The organism is Saccharospirillum alexandrii (genome assembly GCF_004000275.1).
GTDB classification, from domain to species: Bacteria; Pseudomonadota; Gammaproteobacteria; order Pseudomonadales; family Natronospirillaceae; genus Saccharospirillum; species Saccharospirillum alexandrii.
In genome coordinates, this window is record NZ_RCIP01000006.1 from 155,036 (window position 1) to 171,406 (window position 16,371).

Here is a 16,371-nt window from a genome sequence, read left to right on the forward strand (position 1 = left end):
TCAGGGTGCCGGTGCTTTTATTCCATTGTTCATATCCACTTAATCGGTTTTTGGGGCTTCATTCAGGAGGCTGATCGTGCATTCGGGATTCAACGACGACATTCCTGCCAGCATGACGGCCATGGTACTGACCGGCCATGGTGGCATTGAGCAACTGGACTACCGGACTGACGTACCAACGCCCAGGCCCGGCCCGGGCGAGGTACTGGTAAGGGTCACCGCTACAGCCAAAAACAACACCGACCGCAAGGCACGCGAGGGCCTTTACCCTACTCAGGACAACGACGAAGTAACCTCCTTCCAGATGGGCGGCAAAGCGACCCTGACGTTCCCGCGCATTCAGGGCGCTGATGTGGTTGGCCGCGTGGCCGCAGTGGGCGATGGCGTCAGCCCGGAACGGCTGGGTGAACGTGGCCTGCTCGACTTTAATATTTACCCCGATGCACGGCGCACCCTGAACCTGATCCCGGATTATTACGGCCATGGTGCCGACGGCGGCTATGCCGACTACATTGCGGTGCCCGCCGATCAGTTTCATCACGTCAGCAATGCCGACCTCGACGACGCCCAGCTGGCAACACTGGGGATGTGCTCTTACCAAACCGCGCTGCACATGCTGACCTCCGCTAGGGTGAAAGTCGGAGAGCGAATTCTGGTGACCGGTGCCAGTGGCGGTGTGGGCACGGCGCTGATTCAGTTGTGCCGCACCATAGGCGCCATTCCCTATGCGTTGAGCCAGGCCGACAAAACCGAGGCACTGCTGACGCTGGGTGCTGAAGCCGTATTCGATCGCAGTAACATGCAAGGCTTTACCGAGCGCGTTCTGGCGGCGACCGGCGGCTACCCGATGGATGCGGTCATGGACCTGGTTGGAGGCGAGTCGACCAATCGGTTCATCGACACCATGATCGTCGATATGCACAAACGCAACGACAACCCCCGGCTCAGCATTGCCGGCGCCAGCGGGGGTAATGTCAGTGAACTGCTGTGGACGAAAATGTACCTGTACCAGGTACAACTGTTTGGCGTATCTCATGGCACCCGCGAGGAAGCGGACCAATTGATGGAATGGATTCGCAGCGGAGAACTGAAACCGGTATTGCATGCCACGTTTAAACTCTCCGACCTGCATCGTGCGGAAACCTATTTTATGAACCGGGCCAGCAATTACCTGGGCAAGATCGTGATCGTACCGGACTCACAATGGGCCGAACATGGTGCACCCCATGCACTGGAGAATGCCGGATGAGCAACCCACAGGCGCCTTCGACCCTGACGCTGCAATTGCTCGATACCCATGCGGGCGGCGATGTAAGCCGCATTGTTACTGGCGGTATCGCCCCTCTGCCTGGCGCTACGGTGCGTGCGCAAATGGAGTATCTGCGCGACCACGCCGATGGCCTGCGCACCCTGCTGCTCGAAGAGCCTTACGGCATTCCGGAGATGTCGATTGACCTGCTGGTGCCAGCGACCGACCCGAGGGCCGTCGCGGGGTACATCATCATGGAAGTCATGGGCTATCCGATTTATTCCGGGTCCAACACCCTGTGCACCGCCACGGCGGTATTGGAACTGGGGTTGGTGGAAAAGCAGGAAGGTGAGCAGCACTTCATGCTGGAATCTCCGGCCGGGCTGGTCAACATTACGGCCCGGGTACGCAACAACGTCGTGGAGTCGGTCACCTGTGAAGGCCTGCCCAGTTACATCGATACCTACCAGGCGGTACTGACAGTCCCGGGCATTGGCGACGTTACCTACAGCGTTGCCTACAGCGGTGGCTTCTATGCCCTGGTCGATGCAACCGAGCTCGGCTTTGACCTGACGCCGGATGAAGAGCGCGCCCTCAGCGACTGCGCCCACGCTATTGTTACAGCCATTCAGGCCGAGCCACCCTATTCACACTACAGCCTGGGCGATGTCGGGCCGCTTCCTTTTCTGCATTTTATGGGACCGGTGGAAACGGTCAGAGAGGGCTATTACCGGTCGCGCTCAGCGACGTACGTACACCCCGGCGTCATTTGCCGCAGCACCACCGGCACCGGCACCTCAGCCAGACTGGCGCTGATGCATTATGAAGGCCTGATCAAGCCCGGCGACAAACTGGAAACGGTTTCGTTGCGGAATACCCGGTTTGTGGGTGAGTACAAGGGAATACAGCAGCAGGGTCGCTTCCCGGTAATAGAAAACACCATTACCGGTAAAAGCTACGTGATTGCGAAATCAGACATTCTGGTTAACGGCGATGACCCCATGGTCACCAGTCAGGGGCTGGACCAACTCCTGGCTACCAGCTAGTCAGCATTGACAGCCGGTTCAGTCCGCCTGGGTGGGAGGCAACTGGCAGGTGCCATTGCTGCAGTAGCGCCGGTCGAATCGGCGGTCTGCCCAGCGCCGATACAGCCTGCTGGCAACGGACACCACACCGGGCCACAACAACGGCCTGAACAACCAGCCAAAGCGGGTATGCTGCCAGGCACCTACAGTCGCGTTCAAACCGGTGACCCAATGACCACGCTCTGTTTGCAAATGCAGCGTACGCAGCAAGGTAGCCCGATCAGGTTGATGTGCCTCGGGCAAGTGGTGAATGTCGCGCAACGCCAACCCGCGATCGGCCAGGCGACGCAACAGGCGAACTTCTTTAGCGCACAACGGGCAAGACCCGTCGAAATAGAGAGTGTCCATCCCGAACTATACGAACCATTTCATGGTCGGGATCAGTCAGCCCAGTGTTGCGGCTTTAAATAGTGCGTGAGTAACCGTTCCTCATCACTGTCGGGCTCGGGCGTATGACCGTACACCCATTGCACGTGAGGCGGCAGCGACATCAGAATCGACTCGGTACGTCCGCCAGACTGCAGCCCGAACAGGGTGCCCCGGTCGAACACCAGATTGAATTCCACGTAGCGACCGCGGCGAACTTCCTGCCAGTCACGATGCGCCGGGGTGTAGGGCGTAGCCTTGCGCCGTTGCAGAATGGGCAAATACGCTTCGAGATAACTGTTGCCGACCGCCTGCATAAACCCAAAACAGGTGTCGAAATCCCACTCATTCAGGTCGTCATAAAACAAACCGCCGATGCCGCGGGGTTCATTGCGGTGCTTCAGGTAAAAGTAATCATCGCACCAGGTTTTGAAACGCGGATACACCGACTCACCGAAGGGCTCACAGGCCGTTTTAGCCGTTTGATGCCAGTGCTTGCAGTCTTCATCGAACCCATAGAAAGGCGTCAGATCATAACCCCCACCGAACCACCAGACCGGCTTCATGCCGTCTTTCTCGGCCACAAAAAAACGTACGTTGGCGTGCGACGTTGGCGCAAAGGGGTTGCGCGGGTGAATCACCAGCGACACGCCCAACGCCTGCCAGCGACACCCGGCCAGTTCGGGCCGGTGCGCGGTGGCGCTGGCTGGCATGGTATCGCCCATCACATGGCTGAACCCGACACCGCCTTTTTCAATCACCGGCCCGCCCTGTAATACGCGTGACCGGCCACCGCCGCCTTCATTGCGCTCCCAACTTTCTTCCACAAAACGAGCCGATCCGTCTTCACGCTCGAGTGCCGCACAGATGCGATCCTGCAAGTCCAGCAGATAGGTTTTGATGGGTTCAATGTCGAATTCGGTCTGTGTCATGCAGTCTCCAGAGTAACAGGTGCAGCAGGTAGGCTCAGGCGCGAAACAGCTCACCGGTCAGCAAATCACGAATCTGACTCGGCTGGGCACCGGGAAACGTTTTGCCCGGTGCAATGCCGTCGAGTTCGGCACCCAGCTTCAGGGCTACCTGCAGGCGGTCGGTCAGCGCGGGTTTGCCACTGCGATTGGCACTGGTCGACACCAGGGGCATGCCCGCATGGCGGCACAAGGCCCGTGCCATCGGGTGACCCGGCACCCGCACGGCAATGGTCGGGCGACTGCCGGTTACCCAGGCGGGCAGACTGCCATTGTGTTCGACTACCCAGGTGAACGGGCCGGGCCAACGCTCGGTCATGCGGTAAACCAGATCGGAACTCAACGGGGCGAGAAAGGGAGCAAGCTGCTCGTAGTCGGCTGCAATAATGATCAGCCCCTTGTCGACCGGGCGCTCTTTGATGGACAAAATCCGCCCGACGGCTTCAGGGTTCCAGGGGTCGCAGCCCAACCCCCAGACGCCCTCGGTGGGGTAAGCCACCACGCCACCGGCCAGCAGGCGCTTGCCCAGTTGGCGGGCAGTAAAATCGAGGGCTTTTGGCAACAGAGTTTCTGCAGTCACGATAACGGGATCCGGATTCAGACCAGGGAGCGGGGAAGGGTACTTAAAGACGTGAAACATAGGAAGACGTGGGACATTGAAAGACGTCACTTAATGTCCCGCGTCAGTTAAAGCCGGCAATAACCCCCGGGTTGCTGTTGAATCCACCCGGCCAGCTCCAGTTCAAGCAAGGGTTCCAGTAGGATCTGGGACGGGCACTCCAGATGGTCACTGAGTACATCCAGCGGCTGGGGCTCCGACGACAGCAATCCCAACAGGGTGGTTTGCAGTTCGGGCAGGTTCGGATCCAGCGGCGGGCAGGGTGCTTCGGGTGAGCGAATGCGCAGTGATTCCAGCATGCCGTCGCCCAGCAAATCATCAATGCTGGTCAGCAACTGAGCGCCATCCTGAATCAGCCGGTGGCAACCGGCCGTGTTGGGATTGCTGATGTCGCCGGGCAGTGCAAACACCTCGCGGCCCTGTTCCAGTGCATGATCTGCGGTGATCAGTGAGCCGCTGCGCTCGGCCGCTTCGACCACCACAATGGCGTCGCTCAACCCGCTGATGATGCGGTTTCGTCGCGGAAAATGGCCCGGTTTGGGCTGAGTGCCCAGCGGGTATTCCGACACCAGGGCACCGTGACGTATAACCTGAGAGAACAGCCCCGCATTCTGCTTGGGGTAAACAATGTCTACCCCGCAGCCGAGCACCGCCAGCGTCTTGCCGCTGCCTTCCAGTGCGCCCTCATGCGCACAGGCGTCGATGCCTGCTGCCCCGCCACTGGTGACCACGAATCCGGCTTCACTGATCCCGCGCCCCAGGGTCAGGGCGTGTTTGCGCGCAGAAAGGCTGGCATTGCGGCTTCCGACCACGCCCACCTGGCTCTGCGCCAGCAGATCCGGATTACCGCGCACCCACAGCATCAGCGGCGGGTCCGGAATGTGGGTCAATAACAGCGGATAAGCGTCACATTGCAAACTGACCAGATGGCAGTTTTCCTGCTCCTGCCAGCGCATCTGCTCCAGCGCACGCCGGTACACCGGGTGCTGTTCGCCCAGATTGTGAATGTCGCTTAGGGTTTGCTTGATAGCGGGGGGTAGCGGCCAGCGCCGGGCATGCCGGAACAAATCGCGGGGGTCGTCCACCACGTCCAAAAGCTGGTGGCAGCGTTTCAGGCCGAAGCCGGGCGTCAATACCCAGCACAGCCAGTGCAGGCGTTCATCCATGCAAACGGGTCCTTTTCCCTGATGTGGCTCCGGCTGTTTCCCTGCCGGACATGACGGTTTCGTGCTTAAAGCCGGAACCGCTCTACCATGAGCAGCCCCGGATGGGTGCGACCGGTCAGAAACCCGGTGAACGCACCTGATCACCCACGCTCATGGGCAGATCGGCTTCCAGAATCAGGCCGTAAGAGGCTTTCTCGAACACTCGAAAGACCATCATCAATCCGGCGTCTGTTTCCGGCAGTTGCAGGCGATCGTTGGTAATCGGGTCGCGTACCCGGTCGCCCCGCAAATGAACCCGGAAGATGTTGCCTGCTTCCAGACCTTCGCGTGCGCCCTTGTTGATGGTGACAACATCGAACTGGCCAATGCTGCGCACACCGCGCGCAACCCGAAGAATCTCACCTTCCACGCCATCGGGCGGCTCGCTCGGATAAAATACGGAGTTCAACAGCGTCTCATCGGAAGGCAACAACCGGTCACGCAGGCCAATTTGCTGGTTGGTGCGCTGCAGGCCCAGAGTGCCGATATCGCGGCTGTAATCCGACAGGCGTGCCTGGCCCAGTTCGATCGCTTCGAACCCCAGGTCTTCGCCCGTTCCCGGGTCTGTCAGTGGCTCGCCTTCGCGGTATATCTGGTAGGTGCGCAGGGATTCGTCGAAATCACCCCGTGCGTATACGGTATCGCCAGCACCCACGATCAGGCGGCCTTCCTGTCCGCTGACGATGTAAGGGGCTTCTGTCAGCTGATTTTCCGAAAGAATGCGGTTGCCGGTCAGGAAACCCGCCACGTATTCACGGGGAATGGAAGGGATGGCACCCAGAATGGGGGTGACCCGGGCGGTGGGCCGTAATTTGACCAGGCCACCTTCAACGTCTTCCGGCGAAACGCGCACGGTGCTGGCATCTTCACCCCGGGTGAGCGTCGTCAGCCGCTGTTCGCCATCGACCAGAATCAGCCCGATCACATCGCCCGGGTAGATCAGGTGCGGGTTTTCAATTTGCGTGTTGAGTTGCCAGATGTCCTGCCATTTCCACGGATCGGCCAGGTACATTTCAGCGATGTCCCAGAGCGTATCGCCTTTTTGAACGGTATAGCGTTCGGGCACATCGGCATTGAGCGCAACGTTTTCCGACCACGCAGGAAGCGCGCCGAAGCACAGAATGACAAAAGCTGCGATGGTGTTCCTCATGGCCAGTTTCCCTATAACAATCTACGGTACGGTCTATGGTGCGCCACAATAAGGTCAATGGTGCGATCAATACTACTTGGTAACCAAACGATCTCTACAGTTATCAGTATATAAGCAGTCGCCCGGAAAGCCGACCCGCAAGCAGGCAGATTTTGCCGTTCAATTCAGCGCGGCTGGTAACCCGCCGGGGGTAACGTAAACCCGTCACCGGTCAAGTAACTTGAGGCCGGGTCTGTATTAAGCGCTTACACCTGCTCTAAGAGTGACCACTTTTAGTTTAGCAGTCAATCGCTTAGCGAGACATATTAAAGCCCACTGTGAGCTATTTTAGGCGCTTTATCGCTGGTTTTGAGAGCAATGTCACACTAAACCCGGACCGGACCCCGGGTCGAAGCCATGGCCTAACGCTGTATGTCCGGGTTTTTTTACCGTTTTTAGCGCCTTGCCGTGCGTTGCAAGCACCGGTTTGCGCCCATATTGTGTAAAATGCGCTCATCACTCTCCGAATTAAGACAAGGCACTGGAACCATGGCATTACTGGACATACTCGAATACCCCGATCCGCGCTTGCGGACTGTCGCCAAACCGGTAAAGACGGTCGATGACCGCATTCGCACCCTGGCCAGCGACATGCTGGAGACTATGTACGATGCACCGGGTATCGGCCTGGCTGCCAGTCAGGTGAACGTGCATGAGCGCGTGATTGTGGTGGATATCTCTGAAGAACAGAATGAACCACACGTTTTCATCAACCCCGAATACGAAAAACTCGGCAGCGATATCGACTACCAGGAAGGCTGCCTGTCGGTGCCGGGCTATTACGAGAAAGTGACCCGCTCCGACAAGATTCACGTGAAGGCACTGAATGTCGACGGCGAGCCCTTTGAGCTGGTTGCTGACGATCTACTGGCCATTTGCATTCAGCATGAGATCGACCATCTCGATGGCAAACTCTTTGTCGACTACCTGTCCAACCTGAAGCGCACGCGGATTCGCAAAAAGCTGGAAAAACAGCACAAACAGATGGCGTCCTGATTCATGTCGCTGAAGGTTATCTTCGCCGGAACCCCCGAGTTCGCGGCTGAGCACCTGCGCGCCGTACTCGGCTCTGACCATGACGTTATTGCCGTTTACACCCGACCGGACCAACCAGCCGGGCGGGGGCGCAAGCTTACCGCATCGCCCGTTAAAACCGTGGCCGAAGCGGCCGGCATTCCGGTGTACCAGCCCGCCACGCTGCGCAACAGCGACGCCCAGGCGGAGCTGGCGGCGTTAAATGCCGATCTGATGATCGTCGTCGCCTACGGGCTGATTCTGCCGCAGGCTGTGCTCGATGCACCGTGCCTGGGTTGCATCAATGTTCATGCCTCACTGCTACCGCGCTGGCGCGGTGCCGCCCCGATTCACCGTGCATTGCTGGCGGGTGATGCAGAGACCGGGGTGACCATCATGCAGATGAACGCTGGGCTCGATACCGGCGACATGCTGCTCAAAGCCCGGTGCCCGATCACGCCCGACATGACCAGCGAGCGACTGCACGACGCGCTGATCGAGTGTGGCAAGCCCGCGCTGATTGATGCCCTGGCTAGCCTGGAAGCCGGCACCGCCAAAGCCGAACCGCAAAACGATGCCGACGCCACCTACGCCGAAAAACTCAGCAAGGCCGAAGGCGAGATCAACTGGGCTGAAAGCGCCGCCCACATCGACCGCCAGATTCGCGGGCTGACGCCCTGGCCGGGTGCTTATACGTACTGGCAAGGCCAGACACTGCGCATTCACCAGGCCCGTCCCGGTGACCAGGCCGCTACCCACCCTCCGGGCAACATTCAGCAATTAACTCCGACCGACCTGGTGGTTGCCTGCGGCACAGGCACCCTGGTCATCGAACGACTGCAACTGCCCGGCAAGAAAGCCATGGCCACTGCCGATGTATTGAACGCGCGCCGCCCGGCCTTCGAAGCCGACCCGGTCTTTACCAGCACCCAACCAACCGAGGCCGCCCAATGAGCCAGAATGTCCGTGTACTGGCGGCTCAGACCGTATTGCAGGTCGCCGATCAGGGTCGATCGCTGAGCGATTTGCTGCCGCGCTACCGTGACACCCTGGAAGAGACCGATCGCGGCCTCTACCAGAAACTGGTGTATGGAACGATTCGGCACTACCTCAGCCTCGACGAACTGTCACGCACCCTGCTCGATAAACCAATCCAGCATAAGGAGCGGGTGATACAGATGCTGTTGCTGGTTGGCTTGTATCAACTGCTGTATCTGGATATACCCGAACACGCCGCCATCAACGAAACTGTCGATGCCACCAAGCCGCTGAAAAAGCCCTGGGCCAAAGCCCTGTTGAACGCCGCACTGCGGCGCTTTCAGCGCGAGCGCGAGGAACTGCTTGCCAACCTGCAAAACCAGCACGCCATGCCTGGCTGGCTGACTCGCCAGTTGCGTAAGGATTACCCGGAACAGTGGCTGGACATCATGGCCAACGGCAACGACCAGGGTCCAATGACGCTGCGCGTGAATCAGCGCCAGGGCAGCCGTGATGCCTGGCTGGCCGACGCCGACACCGCTGGCCTGTCAGTGGAGCCCTCGGCGATCACGGCCTCAGCCGTCACCCTGGCGCAACCGGTCGGTGTTTTGCAGCTGCCCGGTTTCGAACAGGGCCGGGTCAGCGTACAGGACGAAGCAGCCCAGCAATGCGCCTTCCTGCTCGACCCGCAACACGGCGAGCGCGTTCTTGACGCCTGCGCCGCCCCCGGGGGTAAAACCGGCCACCTGCTGGAACGCGCCGATGTTCAGGTTACCGCACTCGACATCGATGCCGGACGCCTGGAGCGCGTGCAGGAAAACCTGGACCGCATCGGCCTGCAAGCTGACCTTAAAGCCGCCGACGCCGCCGATCTGAAAAGCTGGTGGGACGGCACGGCCTTCGATCGCATTTTGCTCGACGCACCCTGCTCGGGCACCGGCGTCATTCGCCGCCACCCGGACATTAAACTGCTGCGCAAACCCAAGGATGTGGAGTTTCTCACCCAGGTGCAGGACCAACTGTTGCAGCGCCTGTGGCAAACCCTCAAACCGGGCGGACGGCTGCTGTACGCAACCTGTTCACTGCTACAACGGGAAAACTCGGAGCGCATCACTGCCTTTCTGAAGCGCCAGGCCGATGCCAGAGCCCTCGAGCTGCAACTGGCGGGTGACGCCGAGGTCGAGGTCGGGGTACAGTGGCTGCCTCAACCAGGCAGCCATGACGGATTTTATTTTGCGTTGCTTGAAAAAGTGGCTGAATAAGCCTTAAAAGGAAACAGGCGTGAAAATTATCATGTTGGGGGCCGGCCAGGTTGGCGCCACGCTGGCGGAAAACCTGGCCAGCGAAGATAACGACATCACCGTGGTCGACACCGACGCCGAGCGTTTGCGCAACCTGCAGGACCGGCTCGACATTCGTACCGTCACCGGCATGGCGTCGTTGCCCAATATTCTGGCCCAGGCCGGTGCCGAAGACGCCGACTTGCTGATTGCCGTGACGAGCAGCGACGAAGTCAACATGGCGGCCTGCCAGGTGGCTTATACCCTGTTTCGCACGCCGACCAAAATTGCCCGTATTCGCAGCCCGCAATACACCCAGTACAGCGAAAAACTCTTCGCGCCGGAAGCCGTGCCGGTGGATGTGCTGATCAGCCCCGAGCAACTGGTCACCAATTACATTCAACGGTTAATAGAAACACCCGGCGCCTTGCAGGTGCTCGACTTTGCCGGTGGCAAACTGCAACTGGTGGCGGTACGGGCTTACCATGGCGGTCCATTGGTCGGCCAGGAACTGCGGTTCCTGAAACAGCACATGCCGTCGGTGCACACCCGGGTTGCCGCCATTTTCCGCAAAGACCGGCCCATCATCCCGGAAGGGTCCACCGTGATTGAAGCCGATGATGAAGTGTTCTTCATCGCCGGGCGCACCGACATTCGGGCGGTGATGAGTGAACTGCGCAGCAAAGAGCGCTCCTACAAGCGCATCATCATTGCCGGTGGTGGCAACATTGGTTATCGGCTGGCGTTGGGCCTTGAAAGCCGCTATTCGGTTAAATTGCTGGAACGCAACGAAGCCCGTTGCCAGTGGCTCAGCGAACATCTCAATCATGCCGTTGTGCTGCGCGGCGACGCCTCCGACCAGGATTTACTGCTCGACGAAAACGTTGAAGACACCGATATCTTCCTGGCGCTGACCAACGACGACGAAGCCAACATCATGGCCTCCATGCTGGCCAAACGCCTCGGTTCGCGTAAAGTCATGACGCTGATCAACAACTCCGCCTACGTCGATCTGGTGCAGGGCGGTGAAATCGACGTTGCCATTTCACCGTCGCAAACCACCATTGGCAGTCTGCTGACCCACGTGCGCCGCGGCGACATCGTCAACGTGCACTCCCTGCGTCGCGGTGCGGCTGAAGCCATTGAGGCCATCGCCCACGGCGACAAGCGGTCTTCCAGAGTGGTGGGCCGGGCCATCGAAGACATCGACCTGCCCGAAGGCTGTACCATCGGTGCCATTGTACGTAATGAGGAAGTGCTGATCGCCCGCGATGATCTGGTCATTGAATCTGACGACCACGTCATCCTGTTCCTGATCGACAAGCGAAGAATCAGCGACGTCGAGCGGTTGTTCCAGGTGGGACTGACGTTCTTCTGACCCGTGGTTGAATTAAAACCGGACACCGCAGTGGCACGAGCCCGGGTCACAGGCCCGCTTCATTGCACCCCTTACGGAGGCACATCCCTGTGCCGCCGCAAGGGACGCGGGCTTCCTGCCCGCTGTTACATGAAACGCCCCTGCAACCCTGTTACATTGCTGGCGTTTTTCAACATTCCGCAGGAGTGATACTGCCCAATGCACTATCGAATGACCATCAAGGTTCTTGGCTTGCTGCTGATGGTCTTCAGTCTGTCGATGCTGCCGTCCGTGCTGGTGTCCTTTTATTACCAGGACGGTATTCACAACGCCTTTATTCTGGGTTTCCTGCTGACGCTTGTGGCTGGTTTTGTCAGCTGGATGCCGGTCCGGCACTACCAGGGCGAATTACGCACGCGCGATGGTTTTGTCATCACCGTGTTGTTCTGGGTGGTGCTTGGCCTGGCCGGTTCCATCCCAATTCATCTGGCCCCGGCGGCCACGGTGACCTACACCGACTCCTTCTTTGAAAGCTTCTCCGCGCTAACCACCACTGGGGCCACCGTCGTCGTCGGCCTCGATTCGTTGCCCAAAAGCCTGCTGTTTTACCGCCAGCAGCTGCAGTGGATGGGCGGCATGGGGATCATCGTATTGGCCGTGGCGGTACTGCCCATGCTGGGCATCGGCGGCATGCAGTTGTACCGTACCGAAACCCCGGGGCCGGTCAAGGACACCAAGCTGACACCGCGCATTACCGAAACGGCCAAGGCCCTCTGGTACATCTATGCGGCCCTGACCATCGCCTGTGCGCTGGGCTACTGGATCGCCGGGATGAGCCCCTTTGATGCCATCGCGCACAGCTTTTCCACGGTCGCCATTGGCGGCTTTTCGACCCACGATGCCAGTATTGGCTATTTCGACAGTGTCGCCATCGAAATGGTCGCTGTGGTCTTCATGATCCTGTCGGTGGCCAATTTTGGCCTGCACTTTGTCGCCTGGCGCAATCGCAGCATCAAGCAATACCTGCTCGACCCCGAGTACCGCTTCTTTATTGTCATTATGCTGGTGTTCGTGGTCATGACCACCGTGACGTTGATGTTCACCCGTGTCTACGCCCCAGGCGAGGCCTTGCGCTACGGAATTTTTGAATCCGTTTCACTACTCACCACCACCGGCTACGGCACAGCCGATTTCGCCTCCTGGCCGCTGTATCTGCCGTTTTTCCTGATACTGGCCTCGTTTATCGGCGGCTGTGCCGGGTCCACAGCCGGCGGTATAAAGGCCATTCGAACCATGCTGTTGCTGAAGCAGGGGCTGCGCGAGATTAAACGGCTGATCCACCCGGCAGGCGTGTTTCCGATCAAGGTGGGCAAACGCCCAGTTGGCGACCGCGTCATCGAAGCGGTCTGGGGCTTTTTCAGCATGTACATCATGATCTACGGGCTGATTCTGTTTGCCCTGCTCGCCACCGGCATGGACTTCGTCACCAGCTGGTCAGCCGTGGCAGCGGCGTTAAACAACCTCGGCCCCGGCCTCGGCGACGTAGCCAGTCACTACGCCAACATTCCCGACGTGGCCAAATGGGTGCTGTGCATCGCCATGCTGCTCGGCCGACTCGAAATCTTCACCTTGCTGGTACTGTTCTCGCCGCATTTCTGGCGCAGTTAGCACTAAAGCTTAAGTGTGCCGGTGACACTAGCGGCGGATGCCGGGTGAACCCTTGTGGGGTAGTCCGCAGCATGGATGCTGCGGACTAGGCTCCATGGACGGATTTACGCCGACCCCACAAGGGTTTACCCGGTAACCGTCGCGGGCCAGTGTCTCCCAGCCACAGTGACCCCGCCGCACCGCCTATGTATAATGCGGCGTTTGATTTTTGACCTTCCGACATCAGGATGTTTCGCTGTGACTGAACAGACTACGCCATCGACAGCACCACCCGAGAATTCAACCACGGCCCGCAACCTGAAGACGTTTCAGGGCCTGATTCTGACGCTGCAGCAATACTGGGCCGACCAGGGGTGTGTGATTCTGCAGCCGCTGGATATGGAAGTGGGCGCCGGGACCAGCCATCCGGCGACGTTTTTGCGCGCCATCGGGCCAGAAACCTGGAACGTGGCCTACGTGCAGCCCTCACGTCGCCCGACCGACGGGCGCTACGGCGAGAACCCAAACCGCCTGCAACATTATTACCAGTACCAGGTCATTCTGAAGCCAAACCCGAGCAACATTCAGGAGCTGTACCTGGGCTCTCTGGAAGCCATTGGCGTCGACCCGCTGGTGCACGACATCCGCTTTGTAGAAGACAACTGGGAAAACCCGACACTGGGTGCCTGGGGTCTGGGCTGGGAAGTCTGGCTGAACGGCATGGAAGTGACCCAGTTCACCTATTTCCAGCAGGTCGGCGGCATTGAGTGCTTCCCGGTTTCCGGCGAAATCACCTACGGCCTGGAACGCCTGGCCATGTACATTCAGGACGTCGACAACGTCTACGACCTGGTCTGGACCATCGGACCCGATGGCAGCAAGGTCACTTATGGCGATGTCTATCTGCAGAACGAAATCGAGCAGTCGAAATACAACTTCGAGCATGCCGATGTCGACAACCTGTTTCACCAGTTTGAATACCACGAAGGCGAAGCCCGCAAGCTGATCGACCTGAACTTGCCGCTGCCCGCCTACGAGCAAATTCTCAAGGCCGGCCACACCTTTAACCTGCTGGACGCGCGCCACGCCATCTCGGTTACCGAGCGCCAGCGTTATATTCTGCGCATTCGCACCCTCTCCCGGGATGTCGCCAAAGCCTACTATGAAGCCCGCAAAGCAATGGGCTTTCCGATGGCGCCACAAGCGCTGCGCGAAGAAATTCTCAGTGCCGGGAACAAGGACTAAGACCACATGACACAGGCTGATTTTCTGATTGAACTGGGCACCGAAGAACTGCCGCCCAAGGCACTGAAACCCTTGCAAGACGCCTTCGCCGATGGCCTGACTCAGCGCCTGAAAGACGCGGGCGTGAGCTTCGGCGACACCGAACGCTTTGGCGCACCGAGGCGCCTGGCCATTTTGATTCGTGACCTGGGGCTGGCGCAACCGGACGAGGCGTTCGAACGCCGTGGCCCCGCCGTCAAAGCCGCCTTCGATGCCGATGGTAAACCGACCAAAGCCGCCGAGGGCTTTGCCCGTGGCAACGGCGTCAGTGTCGATGCGCTGGAACTTATGGAGACCGACAAAGGCGAATGGCTGGTCTACCGGGGCGTCGAGCCTGGGAAGGCCACGGCAGATTTGCTGCCGGAGCTGGTACAGCAAACCCTCGATGCCCTGCCGATTCCCAAGCGCATGCGCTGGGGCACAAGCCGTGACGAGTTTGTGCGCCCGGTACAATGGCTGGTGATGCTGCTGGGCAACGATGTTGTACCGGCCACCGTGTATGGCATTGAATCTGGCCGGCTGAGCCGTGGTCATCGTTTCCACGCACCGGTCGATATCGAGATTTCCGCACCGGCCGCCTATGCCGAAACACTGCGCACACAGGGCAAGGTGCTGGCGTCGTTCAATGTGCGCCGCGACTACATTGAAAGCCAGTCAAAGGCCGTGGCGAAAGCCGAAGGCGTTGAGGTGGTCATCGACCCCGATCTGCTCGACGAAGTGACAGCGCTGAACGAATGGCCGGTTGCCTTGCTCGGCAGCTTCGAGTCTCGCTTCCTGTCGGTACCAGCCGAAGCGCTGGTGTCGTCGATGCAGGAGCACCAGAAATACTTCCCAACGCACGACAGCAAGGGTGAATTGGCCCCACGCTTTGTCTTTATCGCCAACCTGGAAAGCAAAGACCCGGCCCAGGTCATCGCCGGTAACGAGAAGGTCATTCGCCCGCGCCTGGCCGACGCCGCTTTCTTTTGGGATACCGATCGCAAGACGCCCCTGGTCGACCGGGTCGAGAAACTCAGGTCGGTGACCTTTCAGCAGCAATTGGGTTCGATGTACGACAAAGCCACCCGCTTGCGCGCCATTGCCGGCGAGATCGCCCGGCGACTGGGCGACGACGTCGATCAGGCCGAGCGCGCCGCCTGGCTGGCCAAGGCCGACCTGGTCACCGATATGGTCTTTGAATTCGACGACATGCAAGGCATTGCCGGTTACTACTACGCCCTGCACGATGGTGAACCCAAGGCAGTAGCCCAGGCCATTATCGAACAATACCGCCCAGCCGGTGCCGGTGACGAACTGCCGCTGAGCCGCGCTGGCATGGCGGTAGCTCTGGCCGACCGGCTCGATAACCTCTCTGGTCTATTCGGCATCGGCCAGCCGCCAACCGGTACCAAAGATCCCTTCGCACTTCGCCGTGCAGCGCTCGGTGTGCTGCGCATTCTGGTCGAGCGGGATCTGGATCTGGATCTGGTCGAGCTGGTTACCTTCGCAGCCGATCAGCATGCGGACCTGCCACAACGGGACACCCTGGTACCCCAGGTTGTTGACTACGCACTGGACCGCTTCAGCGCCTGGTACGCCGACGCCGGTTTCCGCCACGATGTGTTTCAGGCCGTACGGGCGCTTAACCCGAGCCGGCCGCTGGACATCGACCGCCGGGTGAAAGCCGTGGCCAGCTTCAGTCATCTGGTAGAAGCCGAAGCGCTGGCGGCCGCCAACAAACGGGTATCAAACCTGCTGGCCAAGGCCGAAGGGGAAATCCGTGACGACGTTGATGTCGCCCTGTTTGAATCCGACGCCGAAAGCACCCTCTGGCAGGCAATACAGTCAGCCGAGGCGCATATCACCCCCATGCTGGCGGTCGTAGACTACCAGGGCGCACTGCAGCACCTGGCCAGCCTGCGCGACAGCGTTGATGCCTACTTTGATGGTGTCATGGTGATGGCAGACGATGCCGCGGTGCGTAACAACCGCCTGGCGGTCTTGTCGAAACTGCGCCAGCTATTCCTGAAAGTGGCCGACATTTCCGTGCTCCAAACCCAGTAGAGACGAGTGAAAACGGGCCGGCGCCGGCCCGCGTTTCTTCCCCCGGGGAAAGGCTAAATTCACTTAAACGACATCGTCCGGACACTG

Annotated in this window: 14 protein-coding genes; 9 read left to right on the forward strand and 5 right to left on the reverse strand. The window is 59.5% G+C overall.

The window, feature by feature from the left end; all coding sequences use genetic code 11:
* The first annotated feature begins 112 nt into the window (after positions 1–112).
* Together EP166_RS19965 and EP166_RS19970 are read left to right on the forward strand one after the other, a co-directional pair.
* Positions 113–1,249 (forward strand): zinc-binding dehydrogenase, encoded by a 1,137-nt coding sequence (locus EP166_RS19965; RefSeq protein WP_127560501.1) that lies wholly within the window; start codon positions 113–115, stop codon positions 1,247–1,249.
* Positions 1,246–2,295, forward strand: a complete 1,050-nt coding sequence (locus EP166_RS19970; protein WP_127560417.1) for a proline racemase family protein — start codon at positions 1,246–1,248, stop codon at positions 2,293–2,295. The genes EP166_RS19965 and EP166_RS19970 overlap by 4 nt, the downstream gene beginning before the upstream one ends.
* 18 nt (positions 2,296–2,313) lie before the next feature.
* On the opposite strand, the gene EP166_RS19975 is transcribed toward EP166_RS19970, so the two are convergent.
* From EP166_RS19975 to EP166_RS19995, 5 genes are all read right to left on the reverse strand, one after another.
* On the reverse strand, positions 2,314–2,682 hold the full coding sequence (locus EP166_RS19975; protein WP_127560419.1) for a thiol-disulfide oxidoreductase DCC family protein: 369 nt from the start codon (positions 2,680–2,682) through the stop codon (positions 2,314–2,316).
* Positions 2,683–2,714: 32 nt separating this feature from the next.
* Positions 2,715–3,632 (reverse strand): oxygen-dependent coproporphyrinogen oxidase, encoded by a 918-nt coding sequence (gene hemF / locus EP166_RS19980; RefSeq protein ID WP_127560420.1) that lies wholly within the window; start codon positions 3,630–3,632, stop codon positions 2,715–2,717.
* A gap of 34 nt (positions 3,633–3,666) precedes the next feature.
* Positions 3,667–4,248: an L-threonylcarbamoyladenylate synthase type 1 TsaC gene (tsaC, locus tag EP166_RS19985; protein ID WP_246026360.1), complete on the reverse strand. Its 582-nt coding sequence runs from the start codon at positions 4,246–4,248 to the stop codon at positions 3,667–3,669.
* Positions 4,249–4,355: 107 nt separating this feature from the next.
* A complete protein-coding gene (gene dprA / locus EP166_RS19990) occupies positions 4,356–5,453 on the reverse strand; it encodes a DNA-processing protein DprA (protein WP_127560424.1) in 1,098 nt (365 codons plus the stop codon).
* A gap of 115 nt (positions 5,454–5,568) precedes the next feature.
* Complete coding sequence (locus EP166_RS19995) at positions 5,569–6,642, reverse strand: LysM peptidoglycan-binding domain-containing protein (RefSeq protein WP_127560426.1); 1,074 nt, start codon at positions 6,640–6,642, stop codon at positions 5,569–5,571.
* Positions 6,643–7,170: 528 nt separating this feature from the next.
* Between EP166_RS19995 and def the strand changes: the two genes are divergently transcribed.
* From def to glyS, 7 genes are all read left to right on the forward strand, one after another.
* Positions 7,171–7,677 carry a peptide deformylase gene (gene def / locus EP166_RS20000; protein WP_127560428.1) on the forward strand — a complete coding sequence of 169 codons (507 nt, stop codon included), beginning with the start codon at positions 7,171–7,173 and terminating at the stop codon, positions 7,675–7,677.
* A gap of 3 nt (positions 7,678–7,680) precedes the next feature.
* Positions 7,681–8,649, forward strand: coding sequence for a methionyl-tRNA formyltransferase (gene fmt / locus EP166_RS20005; RefSeq protein WP_127560430.1), 969 nt, complete (start codon positions 7,681–7,683; stop codon positions 8,647–8,649).
* Entirely contained in the window at positions 8,646–9,935 is a 1,290-nt protein-coding gene (gene rsmB, locus EP166_RS20010; protein ID WP_127560432.1) for a 16S rRNA (cytosine(967)-C(5))-methyltransferase RsmB, read from the forward strand. The genes fmt and rsmB overlap by 4 nt, the downstream gene beginning before the upstream one ends.
* 19 nt (positions 9,936–9,954) lie before the next feature.
* Entirely contained in the window at positions 9,955–11,331 is a 1,377-nt protein-coding gene (trkA, locus tag EP166_RS20015) for a Trk system potassium transporter TrkA (RefSeq protein ID WP_127560434.1), read from the forward strand.
* Positions 11,332–11,529: 198 nt separating this feature from the next.
* Positions 11,530–12,978, forward strand: a complete 1,449-nt coding sequence (locus EP166_RS20020; protein ID WP_127560436.1) for a TrkH family potassium uptake protein — start codon at positions 11,530–11,532, stop codon at positions 12,976–12,978.
* Positions 12,979–13,215: 237 nt separating this feature from the next.
* Complete coding sequence (glyQ, locus tag EP166_RS20025) at positions 13,216–14,202, forward strand: glycine--tRNA ligase subunit alpha (RefSeq protein ID WP_246026361.1); 987 nt, start codon at positions 13,216–13,218, stop codon at positions 14,200–14,202.
* A 6-nt stretch (positions 14,203–14,208) separates the two neighbouring features.
* Entirely contained in the window at positions 14,209–16,284 is a 2,076-nt protein-coding gene (gene glyS / locus EP166_RS20030) for a glycine--tRNA ligase subunit beta (RefSeq protein ID WP_127560440.1), read from the forward strand.
* Positions 16,285–16,371: the final 87 nt, after the last annotated feature.

Coding starts and splice junctions, on each gene's coding strand:
- EP166_RS19965 (WP_127560501.1), top strand. CDS start 113: ATGACGGCCATGGTACTGACCGGCCATGGTGGCATTGAGCAACTGGAC.
- EP166_RS19970 (WP_127560417.1), top strand. CDS start 1,246: ATGAGCAACCCACAGGCGCCTTCGACCCTGACGCTGCAATTGCTCGAT.
- EP166_RS19975 (WP_127560419.1), bottom strand. CDS start 2,682: ATGGACACTCTCTATTTCGACGGGTCTTGCCCGTTGTGCGCTAAAGAA.
- hemF (WP_127560420.1), bottom strand. CDS start 3,632: ATGACACAGACCGAATTCGACATTGAACCCATCAAAACCTATCTGCTG.
- dprA (WP_127560424.1), bottom strand. CDS start 5,453: ATGGATGAACGCCTGCACTGGCTGTGCTGGGTATTGACGCCCGGCTTC.
- EP166_RS19995 (WP_127560426.1), bottom strand. CDS start 6,642: ATGAGGAACACCATCGCAGCTTTTGTCATTCTGTGCTTCGGCGCGCTT.
- def (WP_127560428.1), top strand. CDS start 7,171: ATGGCATTACTGGACATACTCGAATACCCCGATCCGCGCTTGCGGACT.
- fmt (WP_127560430.1), top strand. CDS start 7,681: ATGTCGCTGAAGGTTATCTTCGCCGGAACCCCCGAGTTCGCGGCTGAG.
- rsmB (WP_127560432.1), top strand. CDS start 8,646: ATGAGCCAGAATGTCCGTGTACTGGCGGCTCAGACCGTATTGCAGGTC.
- EP166_RS20020 (WP_127560436.1), top strand. CDS start 11,530: ATGCACTATCGAATGACCATCAAGGTTCTTGGCTTGCTGCTGATGGTC.
- glyS (WP_127560440.1), top strand. CDS start 14,209: ATGACACAGGCTGATTTTCTGATTGAACTGGGCACCGAAGAACTGCCG.